The sequence below is a fragment of the Planctomycetota bacterium genome, assembly GCA_035384565.1.
Classification (GTDB): Bacteria; Planctomycetota; PUPC01; order DSUN01; family DSUN01; genus DAOOIT01.
Window position 1 is genome coordinate 1 of record DAOOIT010000042.1, and the last position, 26248, is coordinate 26248.

General features: G+C 68.6%; 16 protein-coding genes. 9 read left to right on the plus strand and 7 right to left on the minus strand.

All coding sequences use genetic code 11. The annotated features are described in order from the left end of the window. Positions 1 to 760 precede the first annotated feature (760 nt). A complete protein-coding gene (locus tag PLE19_15510; protein ID HPD16360.1) occupies positions 761 to 2794 on the plus strand; it encodes a DEAD/DEAH box helicase in 2034 nt (677 codons plus the stop codon). A 273-nt stretch (positions 2795 to 3067) separates the two neighbouring features. On the opposite strand, the gene PLE19_15515 is transcribed toward PLE19_15510, so the two are convergent. Both PLE19_15515 and PLE19_15520 read right to left on the minus strand, forming a co-directional pair. Further along, positions 3068 to 4222 (minus strand): hypothetical protein, encoded by a 1155-nt coding sequence (locus tag PLE19_15515; GenBank protein HPD16361.1) that lies wholly within the window; start codon positions 4220 to 4222, stop codon positions 3068 to 3070. A gap of 10 nt (positions 4223 to 4232) precedes the next feature. Further along, positions 4233 to 5363 carry a CAP domain-containing protein gene (locus PLE19_15520; GenBank protein ID HPD16362.1) on the minus strand — a complete coding sequence of 377 codons (1131 nt, stop codon included), beginning with the start codon at positions 5361 to 5363 and terminating at the stop codon, positions 4233 to 4235. A 116-nt stretch (positions 5364 to 5479) separates the two neighbouring features. On the opposite strand from PLE19_15520, the gene PLE19_15525 reads away from it, so the two are divergent. The 4 genes from PLE19_15525 (at position 5480) to PLE19_15540 (ending at position 12677) form a co-directional block, all read left to right on the plus strand. Further along, complete coding sequence (locus tag PLE19_15525) at positions 5480 to 9544, plus strand: carbohydrate-binding domain-containing protein (protein ID HPD16363.1); 4065 nt, start codon at positions 5480 to 5482, stop codon at positions 9542 to 9544. 137 nt (positions 9545 to 9681) lie between these two features. Continuing rightward, positions 9682 to 10506: a transketolase gene (locus PLE19_15530; protein HPD16364.1), complete on the plus strand. Its 825-nt coding sequence runs from the start codon at positions 9682 to 9684 to the stop codon at positions 10504 to 10506. 98 nt (positions 10507 to 10604) lie between these two features. Continuing rightward, complete coding sequence (locus tag PLE19_15535) at positions 10605 to 11621, plus strand: transketolase C-terminal domain-containing protein (protein ID HPD16365.1); 1017 nt, start codon at positions 10605 to 10607, stop codon at positions 11619 to 11621. 33 nt (positions 11622 to 11654) lie between these two features. Then, positions 11655 to 12677, plus strand: coding sequence for an alcohol dehydrogenase catalytic domain-containing protein (locus PLE19_15540; GenBank protein HPD16366.1), 1023 nt, complete (start codon positions 11655 to 11657; stop codon positions 12675 to 12677). A gap of 187 nt (positions 12678 to 12864) precedes the next feature. On the opposite strand, the gene PLE19_15545 is transcribed toward PLE19_15540, so the two are convergent. Beyond that, positions 12865 to 14625 carry a carbon-nitrogen hydrolase family protein gene (locus tag PLE19_15545; protein ID HPD16367.1) on the minus strand — a complete coding sequence of 587 codons (1761 nt, stop codon included), beginning with the start codon at positions 14623 to 14625 and terminating at the stop codon, positions 12865 to 12867. 271 nt (positions 14626 to 14896) lie between these two features. Here PLE19_15545 and PLE19_15550 point away from each other — a divergent pair, with 271 nt between their 5' ends. Continuing rightward, positions 14897 to 16207, plus strand: a complete 1311-nt coding sequence (locus tag PLE19_15550) for a hypothetical protein (GenBank protein HPD16368.1) — start codon at positions 14897 to 14899, stop codon at positions 16205 to 16207. A 92-nt stretch (positions 16208 to 16299) separates the two neighbouring features. Here the strand turns inward: PLE19_15550 and PLE19_15555 are convergent, their stop codons facing one another. Beyond that, entirely contained in the window at positions 16300 to 17766 is a 1467-nt protein-coding gene (locus PLE19_15555) for a VCBS repeat-containing protein (protein ID HPD16369.1), read from the minus strand. 154 nt (positions 17767 to 17920) lie between these two features. Between PLE19_15555 and PLE19_15560 the strand changes: the two genes are divergently transcribed. Together PLE19_15560 and PLE19_15565 are read left to right on the plus strand one after the other, a co-directional pair. Further along, a complete protein-coding gene (locus tag PLE19_15560; GenBank protein ID HPD16370.1) occupies positions 17921 to 19588 on the plus strand; it encodes a carbohydrate binding domain-containing protein in 1668 nt (555 codons plus the stop codon). 93 nt (positions 19589 to 19681) lie between these two features. Beyond that, entirely contained in the window at positions 19682 to 21697 is a 2016-nt protein-coding gene (locus PLE19_15565) for an acetylxylan esterase (protein ID HPD16371.1), read from the plus strand. Positions 21698 to 21776: 79 nt separating this feature from the next. Here the strand turns inward: PLE19_15565 and PLE19_15570 are convergent, their stop codons facing one another. The 3 genes from PLE19_15570 to PLE19_15580 form a co-directional block, all read right to left on the minus strand. Next, positions 21777 to 22001, minus strand: coding sequence for a hypothetical protein (locus PLE19_15570; GenBank protein ID HPD16372.1), 225 nt, complete (start codon positions 21999 to 22001; stop codon positions 21777 to 21779). 2 nt (positions 22002 to 22003) lie between these two features. Further along, positions 22004 to 22471, minus strand: a complete 468-nt coding sequence (locus tag PLE19_15575; protein HPD16373.1) for a GyrI-like domain-containing protein — start codon at positions 22469 to 22471, stop codon at positions 22004 to 22006. 99 nt (positions 22472 to 22570) lie between these two features. Then, positions 22571 to 25639 carry a protein kinase gene (locus tag PLE19_15580; protein ID HPD16374.1) on the minus strand — a complete coding sequence of 1023 codons (3069 nt, stop codon included), beginning with the start codon at positions 25637 to 25639 and terminating at the stop codon, positions 22571 to 22573. 201 nt (positions 25640 to 25840) lie between these two features. On the opposite strand from PLE19_15580, the gene PLE19_15585 reads away from it, so the two are divergent. Continuing rightward, a complete protein-coding gene (locus tag PLE19_15585; protein ID HPD16375.1) occupies positions 25841 to 26155 on the plus strand; it encodes a DUF3332 family protein in 315 nt (104 codons plus the stop codon). The last annotated feature ends 93 nt before the right edge of the window (positions 26156 to 26248 follow it).

The window sequence follows — 26248 nt, forward strand, 5'->3', positions numbered from 1 at the left end:
CTATTTCGCTCCTTCGGAGCTCCCGCCGCCGCCCACAATTCCGGCCCACACCCCAGACGGGGAAGTGGAGGGTCGGAATCGTCGGCGGCTTCTGCCGCGGAAATCCCCGGAAAGAGGGGAAGGCCCGCTGCAAAGGCAGCCGCGAACGTCCCGCCTGCGGCTCGCTTCCTCCGTTCGACAAGCGGGACGCCTGTCGCCACAGGAATCCGCGCTGGAAACCAGACACGGCACCCCCATACTTGCTCAGCTCTCCCGCCGCCGAGAGTTGAGCAAGTATGGCGCTTTGGCGATCCGGGCGGCTCCGTGGCCTTTCCGCCCATACTTGCTCAATTTCCTCCCCCTCGCAGATGAGCAAGTATGGCGCCGGGGCGCTCCGGGGCACTTCGTGGCTGTTCCCGCCCCCTTGCATCCCTTCCGCACGCGGGAGCCCGCAAGCACACTCGCGGCCGGGGCGGCAAGCCCTCGTCGCGTGCCCGCCTGCAAGGAGACTCGCTCGGGTGCGACCCGGAATAGCAGGTGGCCCTGCTCCTGGGCAGCGGGTTCCATGTGGCACAGCCGTCCTCGGCTGTGCTTGTGGGCGGGACGTCCCCGTCCCGCGGTCCGCGGCGTGGGGACACGCCGCCCACAATGTCCCCCACAGATGAGGGCGCTGGTGCCGTACGGTCGTCTGCTTTCCCGGTTCGCGCCCGACTCGCCTCCCGCGGTTGACAGCGGACCGCCGCAACGGTATGGTCCAGGGGGAATCGCAGAGAGGATGGCGATGGAATACGCCGGCTTCACGCTCGACCCCTTTCAGGAACAGGCCATCGCGGCGATTGACCGCGGGCACTCGCTGATCGTGGCCGCGCCCACAGGCGCGGGCAAGACGCTCATCGCCGAATACGCCATTGACCAGGCCATGCGGCGCGGCCGCCAGATCGTCTACACCGCGCCCATCAAGGCCCTCTCGAACCAGAAGTTCCGCGACTTCTCGGCGAAGTACCCCGACCGCATCGGCATCCTCACCGGCGACGTGAGCATCAATTACGACGCGCCCTGCCTGATCATGACGACCGAGATCTTCCGCAACACCCTGCTCGAGGACCCCGACCGCCTGGCGAAGGTGGACTTCGCGATCTTCGACGAGTTCCACTACATCAACGACATCGAGCGCGGCACGGTGTGGGAGGAGAGCGTGATCTTCGCGCCCGAGAGCATCCGCTTCATCTGCCTGAGCGCGACCATGCCCAACATCGCCGAGCTGGCCGGCTGGATGCGCGAGGTGCGGAGCGCGCCCGTCGAGGTGATCGTCGAGGACCACCGCCCCGTGCCCCTCGACCATGCGCTGTGGGCCGACGGCTACGGCGTGCACAGCCTCGGCTCGCTCGAGCGCCTGATGCACGACCTGGCCCGCGGCCAGCGCATCCCGCGCCGCCAGCACTTCGGCTCCGAGGCGCTGCTCGACACCCTCGTGGCCTCCTGCCGCCTGCCCGTGCTGTACTTCTGCTTCAACCGCCGCCTGTGCGAGGCGCGGGCCGAGGCCAACGCCCGCCGCAATCTGCTCACCAGCGATGAGGCGGCCGAGGTGGCGCGCCTGTTCGAGGAGCTGTGCGACCGCTTCGACGTGGCCCACGAGGCCAGCGCCGTGCTCATGGGCGAGCTGGTGCGCCGCGGCGTGGCCTTCCACCACGCCGGCATCCTGCCCACCCTCAAGGAGGTTGTCGAGCGCCTCTTCACCAGCGGCCTCATCAAGATGCTCTTCACCACCGAAACCTTCGCCCTCGGCGTGAACATGCCCGCGCAGACCGTGGTGCTCGACGCCCTCGAGAAGTTCCACGGCACCCACTTCGGCTACCTGCGCGCCCGCGAATACCAGCAGATGGCCGGCCGCGCGGGCCGGCGGGGCCTGGACACCCGCGGCTACGTCTACGCCCGCCTCGACACCGACGAGGTGCGCTTCGAGGGCGTCAAGCGCGTCGTGGCCGGGCCGCCCGAGCGCATCGAGAGCCAGTTCAACCTCTCCTACGCCACGATCCTCAGCCTCTACGGCCGCTGGGGCGGGCGGCTCTTCGACGCCTGCGACCGCAGCTTCGCCGCCTACCAGGCCCAGCAGCCGCGCAGCCGCAAGGGGCGCAACCCGCACGTCTCGCTGCGCAAGCAGGTCGAGCACCGCCTCAAGGTGCTCCAGACGCTCGGCTACCTCGGCAAGCGCGGCGTCACGGCCAAGGGCGAGTTCGCCATCCGCATCCCCGGCTACGAGCTGCCCACCACCGAGCTGTTCTTCGCCGGAGTCTTCGACGAAGTGAACGCGCACGGCATCAACGTGCTCGTGAACGCCATCGTGCACGAGGCGCGGCGGGCCGAGCTGGGCGCGCCCCCGCCCCGCCACCTCATCCCCCACGTCCGCCGCCGCGCCATCAAAGCCGTCAAGCGCATCTTCAACCTCGAAAAGCAGTACGGCGTGCTCGACCCCGTGCGCAGACTCGACTTCAGCCTGGGCGTGGCCGTGAACGCCTGGAGCCGGGGCGCCGACTTCGCCGACCTCGCGTCGCTCACCCGCGCGGCGGAGGGCGACATCATTCGCTCGCTGCGCATGACTATCCAGATACTGCGCCAGCTCAAGTACGCCACCGACGACCCCGCGCTGCGCGACAAGCTGTGGGAGGCCGAGCGCGCCCTCAACCGCGGCGCCGTGGACGCCGAGCGCCAGCTCCGCGCCGGCTGCGATGAGCCAGACGCCAGGCAGCAGTCGGCAGGAGGCAGTCAAGAGGAGGGGGCAACACCGACCAGCCCCGCGACGCCCGGGGCGACATGAGCGCCGCATCGTCCTAAGTGAAGATAGCGCAAGATATTATGGCTTGCTATAGAAACGCTCCAGGATGGCCCAGGACGCGTTTCGGAGAGCCCATGAGACCTACGGGTCATTGGGCGCCGTAACTCGAGGTGCCGATCGCCGCAAGCGTAGCGCTCAACTGGCCTTACGCAGCGTGTCTTGGAAATCAGACTCCGCCTCCGGAAGGCCCCAAAACGCATTTCCAGCGCCTCTGGGGCGCGCTGGCCGCATCGGCGGGGAGGGCGACTCCTCGCGTCAGGGCTTGGTGGGCAGGCGGCTGAACGGGCGCGGGTCGGGGGTGAGCCAGGCCAGAATCACCCACCCGGCGAGGTCGTTGCGCACCGGGGCGTCGGGCGCGATGAACTCGCGGATCCCGCCCTTGGGCGTGACGGCGAAGTCGCGCAGCCAGGTGCGGGCCTTGCGGATGTCATTGAAGCGGTTGCCGACGCGCCCGGCCCCCAGGCAATAGGCCGCCACGGGCAGCACGAAGGCGCGGTCGTCCTTCCTCTTGCGGAACGAGCCGTCGGGGGCCATGCGGGCCTCCAGCCACTTGAGCGCGGCCTCCGTCTCGCGCGAGGCGCCCAGCACCCAGGCCAGGTAGGCCTGAGTGAACTGGCTCTCCGCGTCGTCCACGGGGGGGATGAGGCTGCCCGCCTCGTCAATGGCCGTGGCGAAGGCTTGCTCGCGCTTGTGGAAGAGGTGCTGGGGAATGTGCTGCTCGAGGCGGCTCGCGGCGAGGCGGCAGCGCGCCTGGCCGGTGAGGAAGCTGCCCGCCCAGAGGCCCAGGAGCACGTCGGCCTGGTCGCGCGCGCGCTGGCGGCGGCATAGCTCCCAGGTGTCCTGGCCCTTGGGTTGCACCCAGCCCAGGTAGAAGAGGTCGTTGGGCCCGCGGTTCTTCTCGAGGAGGAAGTCGAGGGCGGCGTACACGTGCGGCCGGCAGGCGACGGCCAGCGAGTCATCGGTCGCCAGATCGGTGTAGAGGGCGACGTGGTAGAGGAACAGGGCCGCGGCCGAGGAGCAGCCGCGAGTGTCCTGCGCGCCGCCGTCGAGCGCGGTGGGCAGCGCCACGTGGGGCGTCTGGGCGGCGTGGGCGTGGTGCCAGGTTCCCGCCCACTGGCCGTCGCGCTCCATCGCGAGGGCCAGCCACTTGATGCCGTCGCGCCAGGCGTTGCGGTAGGCGACGCGCCCCGTGGTGCGATAGGCGTAGGCGGCGGCGAGGAGCGAGCGCGCCATCGCGCCGTCCTCGTTCGCCCGCAGGGCGCCGGGCGCGTCGGGGATGCAGCCCTGGGGCGTCTGTTGCGCGAGGGCGAAGTCGGCCACCTCGCGCACGCGCGGGTTCAACGAGAGCTGGGCGTGGGCCGAGATGGCGAGGAGGATGGTGCCTGCGGCGACCGCGTGGCGTGCCGGCATGGCGGGCCCCTCACTTCTTCTTCGGCGGCGGCTCCTTGGCGGGGACGGCGGCGGGCCTGGGCAGCGTGCGGGGCGGGTTGTCGAGGTCGAGGTCGGGGCGGTTGCCGAAGTCCTCGGTCCACGGGCCGCCCTGGCCGACTCCGATCTCGTTGTGGCCGCCGAGCATGTTGCGGTGGTGGCCCGAGCTGTTGTACCACATGCGGAAGGCCATTTCGGGCCCGCCGCCGCTGGCGCAGTTCTCGCCGCGGAAGTGGTGGTAGCCCTCGAGCGCGCAACGGTCGCCGGGCGACCGGCGCCCGGGCGTGGGCGACTCGTGGGCGAAGTAGCCCAGGCGCTCCATCTCCTGGCTGTGCTTGCGCGCGGCCTGGGTGAGCGGCTCGCTGATGGCCAGGGGCTTGAGGCCGAGCTGCATGCGGTACTCGTTCGTAAGGTCTACCACCTTCCGCTCGTCGCTCGTGAGCGTGGTGCGGATCAGGCGGTTGTAGCGGGCCACGCGGTCGCACAGGGCCGTGTACTCCGCCTGTTCCTGCACGATCTTCAGCAGCTCGGGGCTCCAGCCCATCAGCTTCTCGAGCGGGGGGCGGAACTCGACGTCCTTGACCCCCAGCTTCTCGAGCCGGGCGTCAATCTCGCACACACGCTCGTAGGCGCGCGGGATGCGCTCGAACCGCTTGACCAGCGGGTCGAAGGCCTTGGTGAAGAGGGGGTGATACGCCTTCACCGCGTCCACCGCCTTGTCCACGATCGGCTGGCCGATGCGGCCGTGGTCGGCGTCGGGGTAGATCTTCGTGTCGAAGATCACGCGCAGGGCCTCCTTGCGGGCCTCGGCGAGCTTGGTGTAGCCCGTGAGGAGCTTCTTCTGGGTGTCGTCGGAGAGGCAGATCTCGCGGCAGGCGGCCACGGCCGCGGCGCGGATGGCGAGCAGGTCGGCCACGAGCTGCTTGCGCCCCTCGTCGCCCGCGGCGAGGTAGGCGTCGTAGGCCTTCTCGCGTTCGGCCCGGTCCTTGCTCCAGAGCTTCGGCTTGAGCGCCTCGAAGCGGCTCGTCTCCGGGGCGCCGGTCCCCGAAGAAGGGGGCTCTACCGCCGCCGCAACGGCGCACAGAGCGGCCACGAACAGGCTGGCGAGGCGGACTCGTCTCATCGGCTGGACTCCGGGGGTCAGGCCCGCATGATACCAGGGCCGCACGCGGAAAACAAGGGCGGTTCAGCTTGTCTTTGCGACGCCCTTGCGCTAAGCTGCCGCCCAAAGGAGCGGACATGAACAAGATACGCCATCTCCGCGTCCTGCTGCTCCTGTGCGCCGGCGTCGCCCTGGCCGCCCCACCGCGCCAGGAGTTGAGCCTCAACGGCGAATGGGCCTGCTCCATCCCACCGGGCAAGCCCAGCAGAGTGATGGTGCCGGGTTACCTGAGCGGCGTGGACGACGAGGTGGCCGCGCTCTCCCGCGAGTTCGCCGTGCCCGAGGCGATGCGGGGCCAGCGCCTCAAGCTCCGCTTCGGCAGCGTGAAGTTCAACAGCACGGTCCTCGTCAACGGCAAACAGGTCGCTACCCACTTCGGCGGATACGAGCCGTTCGAGGTGGACGTGACAGATGCCGTGAGCGTTGAGAAGCCCAACCAGCTCGCCGTCCGCTGCCACACGTGGGCCGGCGTGATGACCGACGGCCCGAAGCAGTTCAGCAAAGCGGGCGGCTGGGACCAGGTGCGCAGCGCGCCCCGCGACCGCATCCTCGCCCCCATCGGCGGCCTTTACGGCCTCTACGGCATCTGGGACGACGTGACGCTCGTCTCGCACCCCGCTGTCTACATCAAGGACCTTTTCATCAAGCCCTCCGTCCGCCGAAGCGAACTGGTCGTGGACTACACCCTCGCCAACGAGTCCGAAGCAGACGCCGAGGTGGAGCTCTCCGCCGTCGTCGAAGAGGCCGTCACCCTCTCCAAGACCACCGTCAAGGTCCCTGCCGGCAAGACCGCCACCGTCAGCCTCAAGGCCCCCTGGCCCAAGCCCCGCCTCTGGTCCCACGCCGACCCCCATCTGTATGCTCTGAAATCGCAAATCGCAAATCGCAAATCGCAAATCAACGACGAAGTCGTGACCCGCTTCGGCTTCAGAGAGTTCTGGTGCCAAGGCCCCGATTTCTACCTCAATGGCTCGAAGATGCACCTTCTCGCCTCCAGCGGCTGGCCGCCCCACGGCCCCCAGACGCGCGAGGAAATCGCCGCCTTCTGGAACGGCCTCAAGGCCTGCGGCTGCGTGGCCTTCCGCACCCACACCCAACCCTGGCCCGCCGCCTACTACGACGTGGCCGATGAACTCGGCCTCCTCGTCATCCCCGAAGGCGCCGTGTGGAACGACGACGATGTCTACCGCGTCAACGACCCCGCCTTCTGGGACAACTATGCCGCCCACCTCGCCGCGATGGTGGGCAGCCTCAAGAACCACCCCTCCGTCGTCATGTGGAGCCTCGAAAACGAGTTCACCGGCGGCCGCGTCAACGACAACACGCCCTACCCCAAGGAACAGCTCATCCGCCTCGGCAAGCTCGTCAAGCAGCTCGACCCCACCCGCCCGATTATGTATGAATCGGACGGCGACCCCGGCGGCGTGGCCGACGTCATCGGCATCCACTATCCGCACGAGTATCCCGACTACACCTGCTGGCCGAACGAGGGCTACTGGCTCGACAAGCCGAGCCCCGGCAGCGGAGGCGGCGGCATCTTCCTCAACGGCGAAAAGCAGTTCCTCTGGAAGCGCGACAAGCCGCTCTACATCGGCGAGTTCCTCTGGGTCCCCTCCAGCGACCCCGCGCCGCACACCATCTTCTTCGGCGACGACGCCTACCGCGACTACCACCTCTACCGCAACCTGGCGAAGGCCGAGGCCTGGAAGATGCAAATCCTCGCCTACCGCGTCCAGGGCGTCAGCGGCATCTGCCCCTGGACCGTCACCGAGGGCGGCCCGCTGGACGACACGAACGCCCTCTGGCGTGCCCACAAATGGGCCTACCAGCCCATCGCCGCCTATTGCCTCGACTACGATAGCCGCTTCTACGCCGGCGAGAAGGTGACCCGCCGCATCGCCATCTTCAGCGACATCCTGGAGCCCTCCAAGCTCACCTTGTCCTGGACCCTTTCTCTCGGCGGCAAGACCGTCGCGGAAGGCAGCGAGAAGGTGGAGCTTGGCCCCGCCGGGCAACAGGGGCTGAACGTCACCGTGCCGATGCCGAGCGTGGACGAGCGCACGCCGGCACAGTGGCGTGTCACCCTCGACCGCGACGGCCGCCGCGCGTTCGACGAGACCCACGCCTACGCCGTCTTCCCGCGTCCCACGTTGCCCAAGCTGGCGGCCCGCATCGGCCTCTACGACCCCAAAGGCGCCACGCGCAAGCTCTTCGAGTCCAACGACCTTGCGGCCGCTCCGGTCGAAGCGCTCGACAAGCTGCCCGCTGGCCTGGACGTCCTGGTCATTGGGGCCGGAGCCTTCGCCGCTGAGAAAGCCGGCGGCCCCGTCATTGGCCGCGTGGACCCGCGCCGCGCTGCGCTCGACACCTTCACCGCTCAGGGCGGCCGCGTGCTCGTCCTGGAGCAGCAGGCATATCCCGAGGGCCTTTTCGGCTTCGGCCTCACGTCCCACAGCTCCACCATGGCCTTCCCACTCCAGTCGGACCATCCGATCCTCCACGGCCTCGCGCTCGGGCCGGGGGGCCTCCGGTTCTGGCGCGGCGATAACCTCGTGGCGGAGCGCGAGCCCACGAGGCCGGCGAGCGGCGCGTTTTGTCCCATCATCGTGTCTGGCTCTGCCGCTGGCCTCGACCATGCGCCGCTCCTCCAGCGCTTCGTCGGGCGCGGCTGCATCGTCCACGCCCAACTCAAACTGGTCGAGAAGTTCACTGCCGAGCCGATCGCGGCGCAACTGCTCGGCCGCCTGCTCACCTTCCTCGCCGAGTACCGGCCGAAGGAGCGGCGGACCGCCGTGGCAGGCGGCTCACCCGACTACAGGGCCTGCCTGCGCCGCCTGGGCCTCCGCTTCGATGACCTGACAGGCCGGCTCGCGGGCGCCGACCTCTCCCGGTACTCGCTCCTCATCTGCCGAGGCGACGTGAGAGACGCCGACAGGATCCTCCAATTCATCCGGCAGGGTGGCGCCGTGCTGGCCCACCGCCTCTCGCCTGAGGCGTTCCAGGAGCTTCGCCGAGCCTTCGGCCTCGATCTGACCCTCGCGCACTACTCGGGCATCGCCTCCCGAGCCGACACCGACCCCTTGGGCTTCCTCGCGCGCGAGGACCTCTACTGGCTCGGCGAGCATCGCGGGATCAGTTGGGCCGAGACGCCGCGGGCGGGGAACATGGCCGACTCCGTGCTCGGCCTCTCGCTCGACCCGGCGAAGGCCAAGAGCCACGAGGTCGAGGGCTGGGCGCTTCAGGGCGGAATCGTCGAGCGGCGCGAGGACCACGTGGTCTTCGCCACGGTCGGCTCGGCCACTGGCGAGGTCGAGTTCCCCGAGGACGGCCTCTACGTCTTCGGCATCGTGGGACGCGGGACCCCGTGTCACGGCGACTACCCCATTGCGTCGGTCGCGGTGGATGGCCGAACGCTCGGCGCCGTGTCGGTGGATTCGCCTCAGGTTTGCACCCGCACGACGTTTGGCGAGGTGGCCAAAGGGCGGCACAAGGTCACTGTCTCCTTCACCAACGACGCGAGCGATCCGGCGAAGGGCGAGGACCGCAATCTCATCGTGGACAAGCTCCTCATCGCCCGCCACGAGAAGAAAGGCGATCTCCTCTTCCTCACCACGCCGCCCGCCGTTGCCTGTCTTCCCAGGGGCGAGGGCCTGCTTGTTCTGGACTTCCTGCGCTGGGACACGGAGGAGCGGAACGCGCGGAAGGCGGCGCGATATGCCTCAACGCTGCTCGCGGCCCTCGGCGGCGACTTCGCCGACCGCCCAAGCTGGGCCATCGAGTGCGAGACGATGTCGCCCCAGCCCGACATGGGCTGGTTCCGCGCAGACAACACAGCGGCGCATCTCGCGTGCAACGGCTGGATCAAGACGCCCATCGAGGTCGCCGTCGCGGGACGCTACACGATGGAGCTCGTGGCCGGCGGCACGCCCGCCCAGGGCGTCTACCCCGACGTGGAAATCAGCGTTGACGGCAAGAAGGCGGGCGAGGTGCAGCTCACGGGCGGCGGGCTCCGCCCCTATCCCGTCGCCATTGACCTGCCCGCTGGCAAGCACGAGCTGGCGCTGCGGTTCACGAATGACTTGAATGTGGGGGGCGAAGATAGGAACTTGACCTTGGATAAGGTTGTTTTCTACAGGGAGTGAGGTGCTGCGGTAGGTGGCGTGATACGGGATACGGGAAACGTGAGATGAAGAAGGGCGCAATGCTGTCAGGCTTGTGTCTTCTCACGCATCACGTTTCACGCATCACGAATCCCCTCACACCGTCAAGGAGCCCACTGATGCCCCCCAACCTCGAAGCGCTGTTCAATCGAGCGAAGCAGATCCGAATCACGCTCCTCCGCATGATGGGCTCCGGCAAAGCCCACCACTTCGGCGGGTCGCTGTCGTGCGTCGAAATCCTCACTGCTCTCTACTTCTACAAGATGCACTACGAGGAGGGCGAGCCGGGACACGACGACCGCGACCGCCTTGTGATGAGCAAGGGCCACGCTGTGCCCACGCAATACGCCTGTCTCGCAGCGCTGGGCGTTCTGAAGCCTGAAGAGGTGCCCTCGCTGAAAACGCTCGGCTCGCGCCTCCAGGGCCACCCCGACGTGCGGAAGACGCCCGGCCTGGAGGCCCCCACGGGGTCGCTCGGCCAGGGCCTTTCGTTCGCAAACGGCCTCGCCCTCGCGGCCCGGCTCGACAAGGCATCGCATCGCATCTACGTGCTCCTTGGCGACGGCGAGCTGGACGAGGGGCAGGTCTGGGAGGCCGCCATGACCGCCGCCCACCATCGCCTCGACAACCTCACCGCCATCGTGGACCGCAACGGCCTCCAGGCCCAGGGCGCGACCGAGGCAATGAAGCGCCTCGATTCCGTCCCCGCCAAGTGGGAGGCTTTCGGCTGGCGGGTGCTCGAGTGCGACGGCCACGACTTGAAGGCTCTGTGCGCCGCCCTCGACGAGGCGGCCGCCACCCGCGGCCGGCCGAGCGTGGTCATCGCCCGCACGGTGAAGGGCAAGGGCGTGTCGTTCCTCGAAGGCCGCTACCAGTACCACAACGCCGCGCTGAGCGCGGAGGAGATCGGCTGCGCGCTGAGGGAACTCGAAGAGCGGTGTTAGGTGTTGGGTGTTCGGTGTTGGGGGTAGGCCCGCGACACCTTGGTCTTCCTCTTCATCCCCAACACCTGACATCCAACACCGCACGGGAGCAACCACAGATGCCCACCCCCGCAAAAGAAGCCACCCGCGACGCATTCGGCCGCGCGCTCGTGCGCCTGGGCGAGCGCGACGCCCGCGTGGTGGTGCTCGACGCTGACCTGTTTCGCTCGACCCGCACGAACCTGTTCGCCGAGAAGTTCCCCAACCGCTTCTTCGAGATGGGCATCGCGGAGCAGGACATGGTGAGCACGGCCGCGGGCCTGGCGATGGCGGGCAAGATCGCCTTCGCCAACAGCTTCGCCGTCTTCATCACCGGGCGCGCCTTCGACCAGGTGCGGCAGCAGGTGGCACTACCCGCACTCAACGTCCGCTTGTGCGGCTCCAGCGCCGGCCTCACCCTGGGCGCCGACGGCGCGACGCATCAGAGCGTGGTGGACGTTGCCCTGATGCGCAGCCTGCCGAACATGACGGTGATCGTGCCCTGCGACGGCCCGGAGACCGAGCGCGCGGTCGAGGCGTCGCTCAGCCACCCCGGCCCCATCTACCTGCGCCTGAGCCGCTACGACACGCCCGCATGGACGGCCGGCGTCACCGACTTCGCCATCGGCAAGGCCAGCTGCCTGCGCGAGGGGTGCGACATCACGATTGCGGCCACGGGCGTCATCATGGGCGAAGTGCTCGCGGCAGCGGAGCGTCTGGTGGCGAAGGGTGTCTCGGCCGAGGTGCTCGACGTGCACACCGTTAAGCCCCTCGACGCCGACGCCATCCTGGCCTCCGCCGCGAAAACGGGCCGCCTCCTCACCGTCGAGGAGCACAGCATCATCGGCGGTCTCGGCAGCGCCGTGTGTGAACTCATCGCCGAGCGGGCCGACAGGCACATCCCCGTCCGTCGCCTGGGCATCCGCGACACGTTTGGCGAATCGGGCAGCGCCGACGAGCTGCTGGAGCTGCACCGCCTCACCGCGCCGCACATCGCCCGCGAGGCGGAGGCGGTGATCGGTGTTGGGGGTGAGGTGTTGGGGGTGAGGAGAAGAGCCTCTGGCACATTCCTCTTACCCCCAGCACCTACCACCTGACACCCAACACCGTTCATTGGAAGGAGCGATTCCGTGAAAGCGCTTGTCTACTATGGCCCCCGCGACCTCCGGATCGAAGACCGTCCTGACCCGCCGCTTTGCCCGAATGATGTGCGCCTCGCGGTGCGGGCCTGCGGCATCTGCGGCTCGGAGCTGCACGCCGTCCTCGAGGCCCAGGAGCGCCGCAAACCGGGCATCGTCATGGGCCACGAGTTCGCGGGCGAGGTGATCGAGACCGGCCCGCAAGTGACCGCCTGCCGCGTGGGCGATCGCGTGGCGGTTCAGCCCCTCACCCACTGCGGGCGGTGCGAGCTATGCCTCGCCGGCCGCCCCAACGCCTGCCCGAACCGCACACTCTACGGCATGACCTGGGGCATGCCCGGCGGCTATGCCGAACGCGCCGTGGTGACGGAGGACCGCTGCTTCCCCATCGCCGACGGTGTATCTTACGAACTCGCCATCCTGGGCGAGCCGCTGGCCGTGGCCCTTCACGCCCTGGGCCGAGGGCCTGCGACGCCGGCGCGCTCCGTCGCCGTCATCGGCGCGGGGACGGTGGGCCTGCTCACCCTTGCCGCCCTCTCGACCCTCAAGCCCGAGCGCGTCTTCTCCACCGACAAGGTGGCGTGGAAGCTCGACCTCGCGGCAGCGTTCGGCGCGACTCCCCTGTTGGCCGGCCGCGATGATGTCCGGGCGGCAGTCCGCGACGCCACGCAGGGGAGGGGGGTGGACTGGGCCATCGAGGCGGCGGGCTTCGAGGAAACGGTCGCCCTCGCCCTCGACCTCACGCGCCCCGCCGGCCACCTCACCTGCATCGGCAACGCCGAGGCCCACATCGGCCTCAGCCTTCACGCCATCGTCCAGGGCGAGCGCACGCTCATGGGCTCTTACGGCTACACGGATGCCGACTTCCGCCGCGGCCTGGAACTCGTCGCCGCCGGCCTCGTGCCCGCGACTCTCCTCGCCGAGCGCCGCGTCACCCTCGACAGCGCCCCCGCCGACCTCGTGGCCCTCGCCACGGGCGCGTGGTCCTGCATCAAAGCCGTCCTCGTGCCGTGAAGCGCGATCTGGGGAGAACCTTCTTGGGAAAGAAGGCTTCTCCCCAGACCCCTCTCCAAGAACCTTCACATTGGCGCGGGCATTCGGGCTCGGATGCCCGAATGCCCGCGCCGGCGTCGGAGGTCTCGGCAATGAGGGGGGTTGGGGGAGGAAACCCTTTTCCCCAGAAGGGATTCCTCCCCCAGGCTCATCTCGGCTTGTAGAGCTCGGGCCGGCGGCACTTGAGGAGCGCGGCGCGGAGGTCGCCCTTGGCCTCGGGGGCGTTGCGGCCGGAGTACATCTGGTCGAATGCCTCGGGCTTGATGCCGCGAATCACGGGGTCGGGATAGGGGCCGGCCTTGCGGACGGCTTCGGGCCATTCGTAGTACTTCGGGCGGTTGTCGAGCTGGAGCGTGACGACGAGCGGCTCATTGCCCGTGGCGTACTGCGAGGCAGCCAGCACGAAGCCCCACGGGTCGGCGATGTAGGTGCGGTGGTCGGTCTGGCGGGTGCCCCCGGCGGCGCGCAGCAGGAAGTAGCCGTTGTCCACACAGCGGCTGAGGTCGCGGATGCGCGTGTGGTCGGTGAAGGGGCCGGCGTCCTGCGTCGGCAGCAGCATCAGGTCGGCCTGGTGGAGCGCGGCTACGCGGTCAATCTCGGGCGAATAGACGTCGGCACAGATTTTCACGCAGACGCGGCCGAAGTCGAGGTCGAAGAGGCCCACCTTGTCGCCCGCCTGGTAGTATTTCGACTTCTTGTCGGTGGTCTGGTTGATCTTCGTGTAGCGGCCGAGCTCCCTGCCCTCGCGGTCGAAGACGATGGCCTCATTGAAGCCCCGGTCGAGCTCGCCCGCGATGACCACGTACATCTTGTGGCGCTTCGCGGCGTCGGCGATGCGGGCGAGGTAGCCGCGGTTGCGCTCCTTGTGCTTCTCGACCTCGGCGTCGTTGGCGTACCACACGTACTCCCACAGGCACACGAGGTCGCAGCCCGCCGCGCCGCAGGCGTCGAGCTTGGAGATGAGGCGATTGATGTCGCCCTCGCACTCGATGGCGGCAGCCTTGATGGTCCGCTTCATCCCCTCCTTGCGCGGCAGGGGCGGGGGAAGCTCCGCCGCGGTGATGGCCGCATACTTGCCCGCCGCCTCGTAGCCGCCGTTGCGTGGCGTGCCGCCGAGGCGCGAGGCGGGAATCGTGGCGATGGCCACCCCGCCCGCGTGCCCGCTGTCGGCCACCGTGTGGCCGTCGGGGTCGAACACCTGCGCGCGGCCCAGCGGCCAGGTGCCCGTCCACGAGAAAGCGTTGCGAGAGCCGCCGTAGCCCTCCTTGCCGGCATATCGGGCGACGGCGATGTGCAGGCCGTTGTGCACGGCGCGGCCCTGGAGCGTGAGGGTCTCCAGATGCTCGTCGCGGATGGGGAAGGGGGATGTTGACGAGACGACAAGGCTCGCCCCCCGCTTGCGCAGCACGGCGTCAATCTCGGGGAAATAGTGGTCGGTGCCGGCCGTCATCCCGATCGCGCCGATGTCGGTCGCAAACACGGGCAGGTCGTCGCCGAGGGCGATGTCGTCCTCGTAGGGCAGCCGGTGGCTCTTGCGGTACTTGCCAACGACCTTCCCCTCGCGGTCGCACAGGAACGAAGTGACGAAGGTCTTGTCGCCCTCTCGCTCGCGCAGGTTGGCCACGACGAGCATCTTGTGCTGTGCTGCCTTCTTCGCGATCGCGTCGGCGGCCGGGCCGGGGATCGTCTCGGGCGGCTGATACACGCACTCCTCGGGCAGGCAGGCGATGTCGGCCCCCGCCGCGCCCGCCTCGTCGAGCGCCCTCAGCGCGTTCTCCAGCGTCCGGTGCCCCTCGTCCCACACGAGCGACACGGCGGCGATTCTCACCCTCTTTGGCGGCGTGGCGGCCTCTCCGGCCCCGGCCAACGATGCGATAAGGAATACAAGCACGGCAATCGCTGCCCGCATGGCCAAATCTCCTTTCCGTCGCCCATCCTAGCGCCAACCCGCGCCTGCATCAACCGCATGCACCCCGGTTGACGCAGGCCGCGGCGTATCGTACGCTCTGACCAGATGACCGGCGATAGGGACGGCGTTCGTCACGGCCTGCGCGCTGGCTGGGCATCCTGTGGCCGCGTCCGGGAGGGATGGGGGGAGGGTTTCTTTCGGAGCAGGTGGGACGATGAGTAGACGAGTCGCTTCGGCTGGTTTCCTCCTGGCGGCCTTGATGGAGGCGAGCATGGCGGCACAGAGCTTTCACGTGGATGCCACGCGCGGTCGCGACGGGCAGGACGGCCTCACGCCGGAAACAGCGTGGCAGTCGCTGGAAAAGGTGAACGCGGCGCCGCTTCGCGCGGGCGACAGGGTGCTCTTCCGCCGCGGCGAGACGTGGCGGGGCCAACTCGTGCCGCGCAGCGGCGACGCCACAGGGCCAGTGACCTACGCCGCCTATGGCGAGGGGCCGAAGCCGCTCCTCCTCGGCTCCGTGGCGATGAACGCTCCCGACGACTGGCGCGACCAGGGCGGCGGCATCTGGGCGACCGCCACCATTCGCCCCGACGTCGGGAACCTCATCTTCGATGGCGGCAAGGCGACGGGCGTCAAGAAGTGGAGCGAAAAGGACCTTACGCAGGAGGGCGATTTCCTCTACGACCGCGCCTCCTCACGGGTCAAACTTCGCGCGGCGGCCAACCCCGCGACGCTCCACAAGAGCATCGAGCTGGCGCTCACCCGCCACATCATTGACCAGAGCGGCAAGGGTTACATCACCTACGAGGGCCTCGACCTGCGCTACGGCGCGGCCCACGGCATCGGCGGCGGCGGCACGCGGAACATCATCGTGCGCGACTGCGACCTCTCCTACATCGGCGGCGGACACCAGTTCACGCGGCCCGACGGCCATCCCGTGCGCTACGGCAACGGCATCGAGTTCTGGGCGGGCGCCCGCGATTGCCTGGTCGAGGGCTGCCGCCTGTGGGAGATCTACGACGCCGCGCTCACCAACCAGGGCAGCGGCACCAACGTGCAGGAGAACATCACCTACCGCCGCAACGTGATCTGGAACTGCGAGTACTCGTTCGAGTACTGGAACCGCGAGGAGAGGAGCCAGACGCGGAACATCCTCTTCGAGCACAACACCTGCGTGGACGCCGGGCGCGGCTGGGGCCATCGCCAGCGCCCCGACCCCAACGGGCGGCACCTGATGTTCTACCACAACAGCGCCGCGACGGAGGACTTCGTGATTCGCTACAACGTCTTCGCCAACGCCACGGGGAGCTGCCTGCGGCTCCACGGGCGCGATTGGACCGCCGCCTTGACGATGGACCGTAACTGCTGGTTCCAGGCCAAGGGCGCGCTGATCGTGTGGGGGAAGGAGACCTTCACGCCGGAGCAGTTTGCCGCCTATCAGCAGAGGACGGGGAAGGACGGCGGCTCCATCGTCGCGGACCCGAAGTTCCTCAAACCCGAAGAGCGCGACTACCGTCTCGCGGCCGACAGCCCGGCCCGGGCGCTGGGCGGCGAGCATGGCCCGGCGGGGGCGTTGCAGTGAGGGGGAACCGTGATGCGTGAGAAGAGAGGAGCCGCCATGGTCTCCTTTTGTCTTCTCACGTATCACGTATCACGTATCACGCATCTCGCCCCTCACTTCTCCACGTTGCTCATCTCGAACAGCCGGCCGTCGTGCAGCAGCACGAGCAGGTTCTGGGCGGGGGCTGGGCCTTCGGGGATGCGGCCGGGGGCGGCCGCGGCGATGTCGGCCACGGTGAAGGGCAGCTTCTTGTCGCCCGTGGGGTGGAAGTACATGTGGAGCGTATTGGTGTGGGAGGCGTCGGGGAGCAGGAACGAGCCGTAGCCGCGGTTGATGAGTGTCAGCCCGCCGGCCTCGGTGAGCACCAGATAGTCGGCCTTCTCGTTGCCATCATAGTCGAAGGCCACAGCGATAAGTGGCTTGAGGGGCTTCCCGCCCAGGCCCTTGTAGGCCGAGAACGGCGCGCCCGTCAGGCGCTCGAAGTCAGCGGGCTTGCCGCCCTTGCCGCCTACCTCGTAGCGGGTGACCCCGCTCTCGCGCACGACGAGGACCGCCAGCGCCCCGTCCTCGCTCCAGTCGGGCGAGAAGGCGGCGGCCAGAGGTGCCTCTCCGCCTTCCCAGAGCTGCCGGGCCACAGGCGGGACGCCTGTGCCGCCGGGGCTCTCCACGAGCAGGAGCTTGCCCGACTTGAGCAGCACGAGGGCGTCAGCCCTCTTGTCGCCCGTCGCATCCGCGAGCGCGCAGGCCAGCCATTCGGATTCGGGGGGAAGCGGGAGGGCGGCCTTTGCAGGCGCGAGCTTGTCGCCGGTGTTGAGGTAGAGCGTCGTGCCGAGCAGCAGATCGGGCTTCCCGTCGCCATTCACGTCGCCCGCGGCGCAGAAGGCGGCGTTGATGCCCGCCAGGCCCCAGGCATCCGTGGCATCGCTGTAGCCCTTGGCTGCGGCCAGGAAGAGATACACGCGGGACGGGGACGTCCCGCCCACAATCAGGTCGAGCCTCTTGTCGCCATTCACATCGCTCGTGATGAGCCACGCGGGCTTCTGGACGGGCAGCTTGGCGGCCTCGGCGGCGCCGCCGACGAAGGGGTCGGGGTATTCCTCCTTGGCGGGCACCTTGCCGGCCTTGATGTCCCTGACGAGTGCGACGAGGCCGCGGGTGGTGCCGGGGAAGCTGACCGCCGCGTCGGGCTTGGTCTGGATGACCCGCCAGGCGCTCGCCGGCGCGGCGCCAATGCCCTCGGCGAGCAGCCAGGTGTCGGCGATGTGAACCACGGCCACGGCCTTGCCGGCATCCTCGCCCGCGAACACGGCCGCGGGCTGGCCCACAGCGACCGAGGCGAACAGCCCGGGCGGCGTGGCCACCTGGATGCGGACCTTCTCTCCCGGCGCTTGGCCCTTGAGCGCCTCGTCCACCTTCACGTCGGCCACGCGGTTGTCGGGATTGGCGGCGGTGACGGTGCCGACGAGCACGGCCTTCGAGGCGCCGTAGATCTTCGACACCGGCAGGTCCACCTTGATCACCGCGAGCGCGGGTGCCGACAGAGCCAGCAAAGCTACCGCCAGGCAAGAACAACGTTTCATCGTGGCCTCCAAGAGCAGTGATGCCCCCTCCGCAGATTGCAGACAGTATACTCCAAGGGCTCCGGGGGCTTCAAGCGATGCGGCCATTGCAGCGCCGTGGCTAGGCGCGTAGAATGAGGCGAATGAGGCGATGCCACCCGCACGGAGGAACGTGATGAGAATCGCGGAACTGGCGGCACTGCTGGTCGGGCTTGGCGCGGCGCAGGCTGTGGCGGCGGGCATTGTCTACCCACAGCGCTGGGTGTACGTGAGCCGCGGCCTGCACCAGGACAGCGACGTCGCGGAGATTCGCGACATCGTGCGCACCGCCTCCGAGCACGGCCTGAACGGCATGGTGCTGGCGACGGGGTGGGACCGCCTGGACCTCCAGCCGCCGCACTTCTTCGCGCGGGTCGAGCAGGTGAAGGCCATGTGCCAGCAGCACAAGATCGAGATCATCCCCATCCTCTTCTCGGCCGGCTACGGCGGCAGCGTGCTGGCCCACGACAAGAGCCTCGCGGCCGGCATCCCCGTGCGCGACGCGCTCTTTGTGGCGAAGGGGGGCGAGGCGCGGCTTGTGCCAGACCCGCCCGTCGAAGTCGCCAATGGCGGCTTCGAGGACTTCAAGGGGAATCAGCTCAAGGGCTTCCGCTTCCACGACAAGCCGGGCGAGGTGAGCTTCGTGGACACCGCGGTGGCCCACGGCGGCAAGGCGTCCCTGCGGTTTGAGACCTCTGGGGCTGACAAACACGGCCACGCCCGCGTGATGCAGGAGGTCGCCGTCAAGCCCCACCGCTGCTATCGCGTGAGCGTGTGGGTGAAGACGGACGGGCTGGAGCCCAAGGGTGCCTTCCGCGTCCAGGTGCTGACGGAGAAGAGCCGCGCCCTCGCCCCGTTCGAGCCGCAGGTGCCCGCGACGAGCGACTGGCGGGAGGTCGTCCTCGGCTTCAACAGCCTCGAGTACGACAGGGTCCGGATCTACCTCGGCGCCTGGGGCGGGCGGAGCGGGAAGTTCTGGGTGGACGACCTGACGGTCGAGGAGGTCGGCCTCATCAACGTCCTCCGTCGCCCCGGCACACCAGTGGTCGTCAAGGGGGAAGCGTCGGGCACGGTCTACGAGGAGGGCAAGGACTTCGCGCCCATCGCCGACCCGAAGCTGAACTTCCGCTTCGACCACGTCGGGCCGGCTATCAAGCTTCTCCCCGGCACCCGCATCGCCGAGGGCGAACGACTCCGCGTGAGCTACTACCACGGCATCGCCATCAATCAGGGGCAGGTGAGCGTGTGCATGAGCGAGCCGAAGCTCTATGAGATATGGCGCGAGCAGGTCCGCCTGGTCCAGAAGCACCTGGCCCCGGCCAAGTGGCTCCTGAGCATGGACGAGGTCCGTGCCGGCGGCTCGTGCGAGGCGTGCAAGGGCCGCAAGATGACGATGGGCGAAATCCTCGGCGACTGCATTACCCGCCAGTTCCAGATGATCCGCGAGGCCAATCCAAAGGCCGAGGTCTATTGCTGGTCCGACATGCTCGACCCGAACCACAATGCGCATGGGGACTACTATCTGGTTGAGGGCGACTTCGCCGGCTCGTGGCAGCACGTGCCGAAGGACCTGATCATCGTCTGCTGGTACTACGAGAAGCGGGAGCCGAGCCTGGCCCACTTCTCGAAACTCGGCTTCAAGACCCTCGCGGGCGCCTACTACGATGCCGACACCCTCGACAACCCGAGGGGCTGGCTCGAGGCCCTTGACAAGACCCCCAGCGCTCTGGGCATCATGTACACCACGTGGCAGAACAAGTACCAGTTGCTCGGGCCGTTCGGCGAGCTGGCGAGCAAGAGGTAGGATAGGACCGATAGGACAGGGAAGCGTTGCCAGGTCCTATCTGTCCTGTCCGTCCCATCAGTCCTATCCCCGCAACAGCGCAGGAGAACTGCAATGCACGAGATCATGTGGGGCCTGGCCATCGCGATGCTCGTGTCCGCCGTGACGGCGCGGGGCGCCGAGAAGGAGGACCTGAGCTGCCTTCCCCCCAAGGCGGGCGAGCGGATGTTCCACGCCTACTTGCTCGGCGAGTGTCAGAAGCACTTCGACGCGCGGCGGAAGACGATTGACGCCTTCACGACCGCCGACCAGGTGCTCGCACGCCAGAAGGAGATGCGGGCGAAATGGCTCGCCGCCGTCGGGCCGTTCCCCGAGAGAACCCCCCTCAACGCCAAGGTCACAGGTACGTTCGAGCGCGACGGCTATCGCGTCGAGAAGGTCATCTACGAGAGCCGCCCGAACCATCACGTCACCGCCTGCCTCTACATCCCGACGACGGGCAAGCCGCCCTATCCCGCCATCCTCAACCCCTCGGGCCACAACGGCGATGCCAAGGCCGGCGGCGGAAACCAGGAGGTGGCGATGCTGGCGGCGAAAAACGGCTTCGTCGCCCTCTCCTACGACCCCATCGGCCAGGGTGAGCGCGTCCAGACCCTCGACGCCAACGGCAAGCCGCTCATGGCCGGCACCACCGAGCACACGCAGATTGACATCGGGGCGCGCCTCGTCGGCCTCTGCACCGCGCACTATCGCATCTGGGACGGCGTTCGTTCGCTCGATTACCTGCTCAGCCGCCCCGAGGTGGACCCCAAGCGCATCGGCGTCACCGGGTGCTCGGGCGGCGGCACGCTCACCTCGTATCTCCTGGCGACCGACGACCGCCTCGTCGTCGGCGCGCCCTCGTGTTACATCACCTCGCTCGAGCGCCTCTTCGCCACCATCGGCCCCCAGGACGGCGAGCAGAACATCCCCAACCAGGTGGCCGACGGCATCGAGCACGCCGACTACCTGATGATGCACGCGCCCAACCCGCGCATCATCCTGGCCGCGAGCAAGGACTTCTTCGACCAGCAGGGCACGTGGGCCACGTTCCGCGAGGCCAAGCGGCTCTACACCCTCCTCGGCCTGAGCGAGCGGGTGGACATCTGCGAGGTGCCCGGCGGCCACGGCTACCCGAAGGCCCAGCGCGAGGCGATGATCCGCTGGATGCGCCGCTGGCTCCAGGGCAAGGACGAGCCTGTGACCGAGCCCGACCTGAAGCCCGAGGCCGAGAAGGACCTCTGGGCCACCAAGACCGGCCAAGTGGTCTCCGAGCTGAAGGGCGTCACCGTCTGGGACCTCAATCTCCAGCGTGCCAAGGCCCTCGCCACCCAACGCGAGGCGTTCTGGAAAGACAACCCGAGGGCCAAATGCCTGGCCGAAGTGCGGCGGCTCGCGGGCGTTCGGGCCGTCGAGCCCAAGCCCACGGTCAGGACGGTGGGGCGCATCGAGCGCGAAGCCTGCTCCATCGAGAAGCTGCTCATCGAGCGGCCCGACGAAGTGCCCATGCCGGCGCTCCTCTTTGTGCCGAAGGCCGTTGGAGGGCGGCCGGGCGGGGTGCTCTACGTGGACGGCCGCGGCAAGGCCACCGACGCCGCGCCCGGCGGCCCCATTGACACGCTCGTGAAGGCCAACTGCGTGGTGCTGAGCATTGACGTGCGCGGTTGCGGCGAGACGGCCCCCGCCAAGCCGCAGGGCTACTGGCACAACGAGTTCCCCCTCGCCCACATCACCTTCCACCTCGGCCGGCCCTGGCTCGGCCAGAGGGTGGAGGACGCGCTCGCCGCCCTCGGCGTCCTCGCCGAGCGCCCCGAGGTGGACCCGGCGAAGCTGAGCATCGTGGGCGTCGAGAAGGGCGGCCCCGTCGCCCTCCACGCCGCGGCGCTCGACGAGCGCCTTCGCGAGGCCACCATCGAGCAAGCCATCGAATCGTGGATGGAGGTGGTCGCCACACCGCAGGCTAAGGCCCAGCTCAATCAGGTGGTACCTGGGGCGCTGGCGTGCTACGACCTGCCCGACTTGGTGAAGGCGATTGCACCAAGGAAGGTCACGGTTCGACAGGCGGTGGACGCGATGGGGAAGACCAAGTGATGCGTGACACGTGATGCGTGAGAAGAGAAGGCGAAAGAGCGGATGCCTGCCCTCTCTTCCTCTTCTCACGCATCGCGTATCACGAGTCGTGCGCCGGCCATTCTACCTCGTCGCGCTCTTCGACGAGGTGGCAGAACGGCTTCCACTCGAACTCGCGGCCCGAGATAGGGCAGCGGACCCTCACCGTCTTCGCGTCGGCGACCACAACCTCCCAGTCGCCCTGCCGCGGGCCGTCGAGGATGTGGATCTTCTGCCCCGGCTCGAACGGGTACTGCCGGAACAGGGCCACGCGGTGCTTTGCCACGGTCAGTCGCCCACAGGGAACTGAATCTCGGTGCGGAACTTCCTGGGGTCGCCCGAGCCGTCGGGGCCGGGGTGGACGAGGTAGATTTCGCGCGGCGGGCCGCTCGGGGTTTCGCCCTCGACCGACATCCAGGCGAGGAACTCTGCGTAATGCGCCGGCATCTCGTCATAGGGGCCTTGGACGACCACGGCCAGCACATCCGTGGCAGGGAGGTCTTTGACCTGAACGCTGCCCGAGCCCTTGGTGCCCCTGGCCACGGGCAGGCAGACTTCGAAGCGGCCGGCCGCCCAGTTCAGTTCGCTCGGCGATTCGAGGAAGCGCGTGAAGGCGGGGCCGGCCGGCGCAACACTGTGCCGATGCGCCCAGCCGTAGAGCATGCCGTACACGCGCCCGATCTCGTCATACGGCCCCTTGTGCTCCACGCATGCCACCGTCAAGGGGCCGATGTGTTTCCGTTGTGGTGCCTCCATGCCTTCGTGGGTCCTTCGTTGAGGGATAGGGGGGCGTTCACGCCAACACGCTCTCCGCGAGAGCCATTCTACTCCGCTGCGCGAGCGCAAGTCAAGCCGTCAGCCTTTGGGCTCGGCCTTCGGAGGGGCCTCTTTGGGCGCCGCGGGTTCGGCAGGGTCCTTCGCCGGAGGGGCTCCCTTGGGCGGGGGAACGGGCGGCCCAGGTTTCGGCGGCGCTTTGAAGTCGGTCAGCGGCAGGAATCGCGCGGCGCCGCGCAAGGTGCCGTGGTTCGCGAACGGGCTGTCGTCCTTCGCGCGCACGCCCTTCGCGTCGTCCAACGCGAGCATCATGTGCGTGGCGTCGTCGCACTTCAGGGGCCGCTCCGGCACGAAGTCCTTGCGGTAGCGGACGCCGTTGGTGAAGCGCACATCGTCAATCCCGCCGTTCCAGAAGTGCGCCGCGTTGCCGTCCAAGCTGGAGGCGCCGATGAGGAACGGCTTGTCGTCGAAGCCGATGCGGCCTTTCGCGCGGCTCTTGTGCACCTGCTTGCCGTCCACGTACAAGGTGCGCGCGCCGTCCTCATACACCAGGGCGCAGTGGGTCCAGACCCACGGGGTGCAGGGGACGCGGGTGACGACGGGGTCCACTTCCACTCCGTCGCCCGTGGCGTAGGCCCAGCAGCCGTCGCTGATGTAGATGGCGAAGGAGAGCGAATTGGTCCATCCTGCGTTCTTGGATACTACGCAACGCTCGAGCGCGGGGCCGGCGGCGAGCCGCCGCCAGACCCAGGCCTCGACGGTGAAGCTCTTGAGGCGGAGCGAGCGCTTGCGGCGGTCGTCGGGCACCTCGACGTAGTCGGAAATCCCGTTGAGGTCCAGGGCGCAGCCGCTGGCCGGCTCGGGTTCCTTGGGTTCGGGCTCCTTGGGCTCGGGCGGCGCGGGGGTAGCCGCAGTGTTGAGGTCCCGGAGCGAGGCAACGAGCTGTGGCGCGACGCCCAGGCTGATGGCCTTGTCGAAATCGCGGGCCGCGGCGGCAGGGTCGGGCCGGGCATCATAGGTCGAGTACAGGGCGAGCATCAGACTGTCGTCGGCCTTCTTGCCCGGGTCGAGCCAGTAGCGGCCCAGAGCGTAGAGGTCGGCGGAGTCGAGCTCGCGGAGCGAGCGGCGGATGGTGGCCCCGCCGATGGGCAGGCCGAGCACGATCTCGCCGTTCTCGACGCTCCTGACGGTGTACTTCTCGCCGAAGAGGGTCATGGTCTGGCCCTTGCGCGCGGCGAAGGCCTCGAAGATGGCGTTGCCGAAGGCCTGGAGGAGCGTGGCGACACGCAGGTGAGGCTGGAGGGCTTCGCGTGCAGGGCCTTCGGGCAGCTTGGCGAGGGCCTCGTTCACGAGCGCGAGCGCCTGGGAGTAGTGGCGCTCGGCCCACAGCTCCTTGAGGCGCGTGGTTAGCTCGGCCCGCAGCTTGGCCTGCTCCTTCAGCAGGCGCTCCTGGCGCGCGGCGATGGCTTCCTTGATCTTGGCGACCTGCGCGGCGGCGCTGCGCTCGAGATCGGCCGCCGGGTACTGCACGCCGGCGAAGAGCGCCAGCGCCTCCTCCGGCTTGTCGGCCTCGAGGAGGGCGTCGGAACGCTTCAGGTCGGCCTGGAGCGCGCTCCAGCACTTGCCGCGGTACTCCTGGGCGAGGGTGTCGGCCTGCTTGCGGGCCTCGCTGGTGTAGAGGTTGGGCGGCAGGTTGTTCACCTGCTGCACGGCGGCGACGTAGGCGCGCTTCTCCATCAGCGCGTCGGCGCGCTGGCGGGCGGCGGCGAAGTGTTCAGCGATGGCCCTCTCGAGCCGGGCGACCACCGCGTTCATCTCCTGCCGCGCGGCGGCCAGCACCTGGGCGTTGCTGCTGCTGTCGAGCAGTTGCTTGAGGCTCTCCACGTGGCGCGGGTAGTCGTCGGGCTGGCGGGCCATGTGCTCGCGGATGGGCGCCAGCGCCAGCCGCACCACGGCGGGCTCCTCCTCGGGCAGTGGAGGAGCCTTGCTCGGGTCCTCCTTGGGAGGCCGGGGCCGGGTCACCTGGCTCTTCGTCGTGGGCGGCGTGGCCGGCCGAACGACGCGGTTCGTCGCCGGCCGATGCGGCGCCGGGTCCGAATGGGAACCCGGTGACAGCAGAAGGGCGGCCAGGCCTCCGAAAGCAACGACAATCAGTGCGGCGGCGATTACGATCGTGGCCGTAGGCGTCTTGGCCCTGTGCGCCGCCGCCACGCGCGGAGCGTGGCGATGGGCGTCCTCGAACGCATGCTCCAGCGCGGTGAGGAACCTGGGCACGGAGTCGTAGCGCTCGTCGGGCGCGCTGGCGAGTGCCGTGCGGAGCACGCGGTCCACGGCGGCTGGCACACCGTGGACGAGGTGCGAGGCAGGCTTGAAGCTGCCCACGGGCAGCACGCCCGTGAGCATCTGATAGGCCATCACGCCCAGCGAGTAGATGTCGGCGCGGTGGTCCACCTGGGCGGCATCGGCGCGCTGCTCGGGGGCCATGTAGTCGGCGCTGCCCATGATCGTGTGCGCCGCCGTCAGTTGGCGGCCGGCGCTCGTGTCGCTTCCCATCATGCGAGCGATGCCGAAGTCGGCCAGCTTCGGCGTCCCGGCCGAATCGAGCAGAATGTTGCCGGGCTTGAGGTCGCGGTGGACCACGCCGTTCTCGTGGGCAAAGGCCAGCCCGGCGCAAATGCCTTGCATGAGCTGGAGCGTCTCCTGGGGAGACAGCTTGGTCTCGCGCATCAGGCGGTCGCGGAGCGTTTTTCCCTCGACGTACTCCATGACGAAGTAGTAGGTTTCGCCCTCGAGGCCCTTGTCCAGGATGCCGACGATGTTCGGATGGGCCAGGCGTGCGAGGGCGGAGGCCTCGCGGTTGAAGCGCTCGACGAACTGCGGGTTGCGCGCGAAGCGCGTGGGCAGCACCTTGAGCGCGACGGGGCGCTCGAGCGAGATCTGCGTGGCCTTGTAGACGACGGCCATCCCGCCGCGCCCCAGCAGCCCCTCGATGCGGCAGCCCCCCAGCACGGTCCCAGGCGGCAGGTCCCCGGGGCGCAGGATGCGCCCGAGGTCCAGGCGCTGCCCGCACTGCGGGCAGTTGGCCTTGCCCGACGTCACCCCGTCAGGCACCGTGAAGGTCTTGGAGCATGCCGGGCACTTGAGGACCATGTCGCCGCCCCGTGAGTCACTCGCTGCCGCGGCCGGGCCGGGGATTCCCTATCCTTCTTCGGCGGCCCGGTATATGATAGAACATATTATCAGGAACCCCACCCCTCCGCAAGCCCGGAGAACACGGAAGCGCGCCTTGCGCGAAGCCGTGTCCGCGGGTATGCTGGCAGCCGCTAGGGAGGCTCCTGTGGAGAGCAGAACATGGCGAGCAAGAAGGCGTGTGTGGCGCTCATGCTGGTGTTCGCGTTGCTTGTGGCCCCGATGCTGTCGGGCTGCTACGGCACGTTCCCGCTGAGCAAGGCGGTGTACAAGTTCAATGGGGCCTTCGACAACAAGTGGGTCCGGACCGGGATCTTCTGGGGATTCCTGATCCTCCCGGTCTACAACTTCGCGGCGCTCGGCGATGCGCTGGTGCTCAATGCCGTCGAGTTCTGGACCGACACCAAGTTCGCCGGCGGCCGGGGCGTGGTCCCGGGCCTGCCGGCCAGTGAGGTAGCCGCTGCGCCGATGCGGTAGGCAATGGCCGATTCCCCAAGGAGATGCGATGCGCTCAGTGACAGCATGGGGTGTGTTGGCCGCGGGGCTCCTGAGTGGCGCGGCCCTGGCGGC

Excerpts from the sequence above, each read along its gene's own strand:
- PLE19_15530 (HPD16364.1), top strand. The coding sequence starts at position 9,682 with ATGCCCCCCAACCTCGAAGCGCTGTTCAATCGAGCGAAGCAGATCCGA.
- PLE19_15550 (HPD16368.1), top strand. The coding sequence starts at position 14,897 with ATGGCGGCACAGAGCTTTCACGTGGATGCCACGCGCGGTCGCGACGGG.
- PLE19_15515 (HPD16361.1), bottom strand. The coding sequence starts at position 4,222 with ATGCCGGCACGCCACGCGGTCGCCGCAGGCACCATCCTCCTCGCCATC.
- PLE19_15545 (HPD16367.1), bottom strand. The coding sequence starts at position 14,625 with ATGCGGGCAGCGATTGCCGTGCTTGTATTCCTTATCGCATCGTTGGCC.
- PLE19_15560 (HPD16370.1), top strand. The coding sequence starts at position 17,921 with ATGAGAATCGCGGAACTGGCGGCACTGCTGGTCGGGCTTGGCGCGGCG.
- PLE19_15520 (HPD16362.1), bottom strand. The coding sequence starts at position 5,363 with ATGAGACGAGTCCGCCTCGCCAGCCTGTTCGTGGCCGCTCTGTGCGCC.
- PLE19_15555 (HPD16369.1), bottom strand. The coding sequence starts at position 17,766 with ATGAAACGTTGTTCTTGCCTGGCGGTAGCTTTGCTGGCTCTGTCGGCA.
- PLE19_15525 (HPD16363.1), top strand. The coding sequence starts at position 5,480 with ATGAACAAGATACGCCATCTCCGCGTCCTGCTGCTCCTGTGCGCCGGC.
- PLE19_15575 (HPD16373.1), bottom strand. The coding sequence starts at position 22,471 with ATGGAGGCACCACAACGGAAACACATCGGCCCCTTGACGGTGGCATGC.
- PLE19_15510 (HPD16360.1), top strand. The coding sequence starts at position 761 with ATGGAATACGCCGGCTTCACGCTCGACCCCTTTCAGGAACAGGCCATC.
- PLE19_15565 (HPD16371.1), top strand. The coding sequence starts at position 19,682 with ATGCACGAGATCATGTGGGGCCTGGCCATCGCGATGCTCGTGTCCGCC.
- PLE19_15535 (HPD16365.1), top strand. The coding sequence starts at position 10,605 with ATGCCCACCCCCGCAAAAGAAGCCACCCGCGACGCATTCGGCCGCGCG.
- PLE19_15585 (HPD16375.1), top strand. The coding sequence starts at position 25,841 with ATGGCGAGCAAGAAGGCGTGTGTGGCGCTCATGCTGGTGTTCGCGTTG.
- PLE19_15580 (HPD16374.1), bottom strand. The coding sequence starts at position 25,639 with ATGGTCCTCAAGTGCCCGGCATGCTCCAAGACCTTCACGGTGCCTGAC.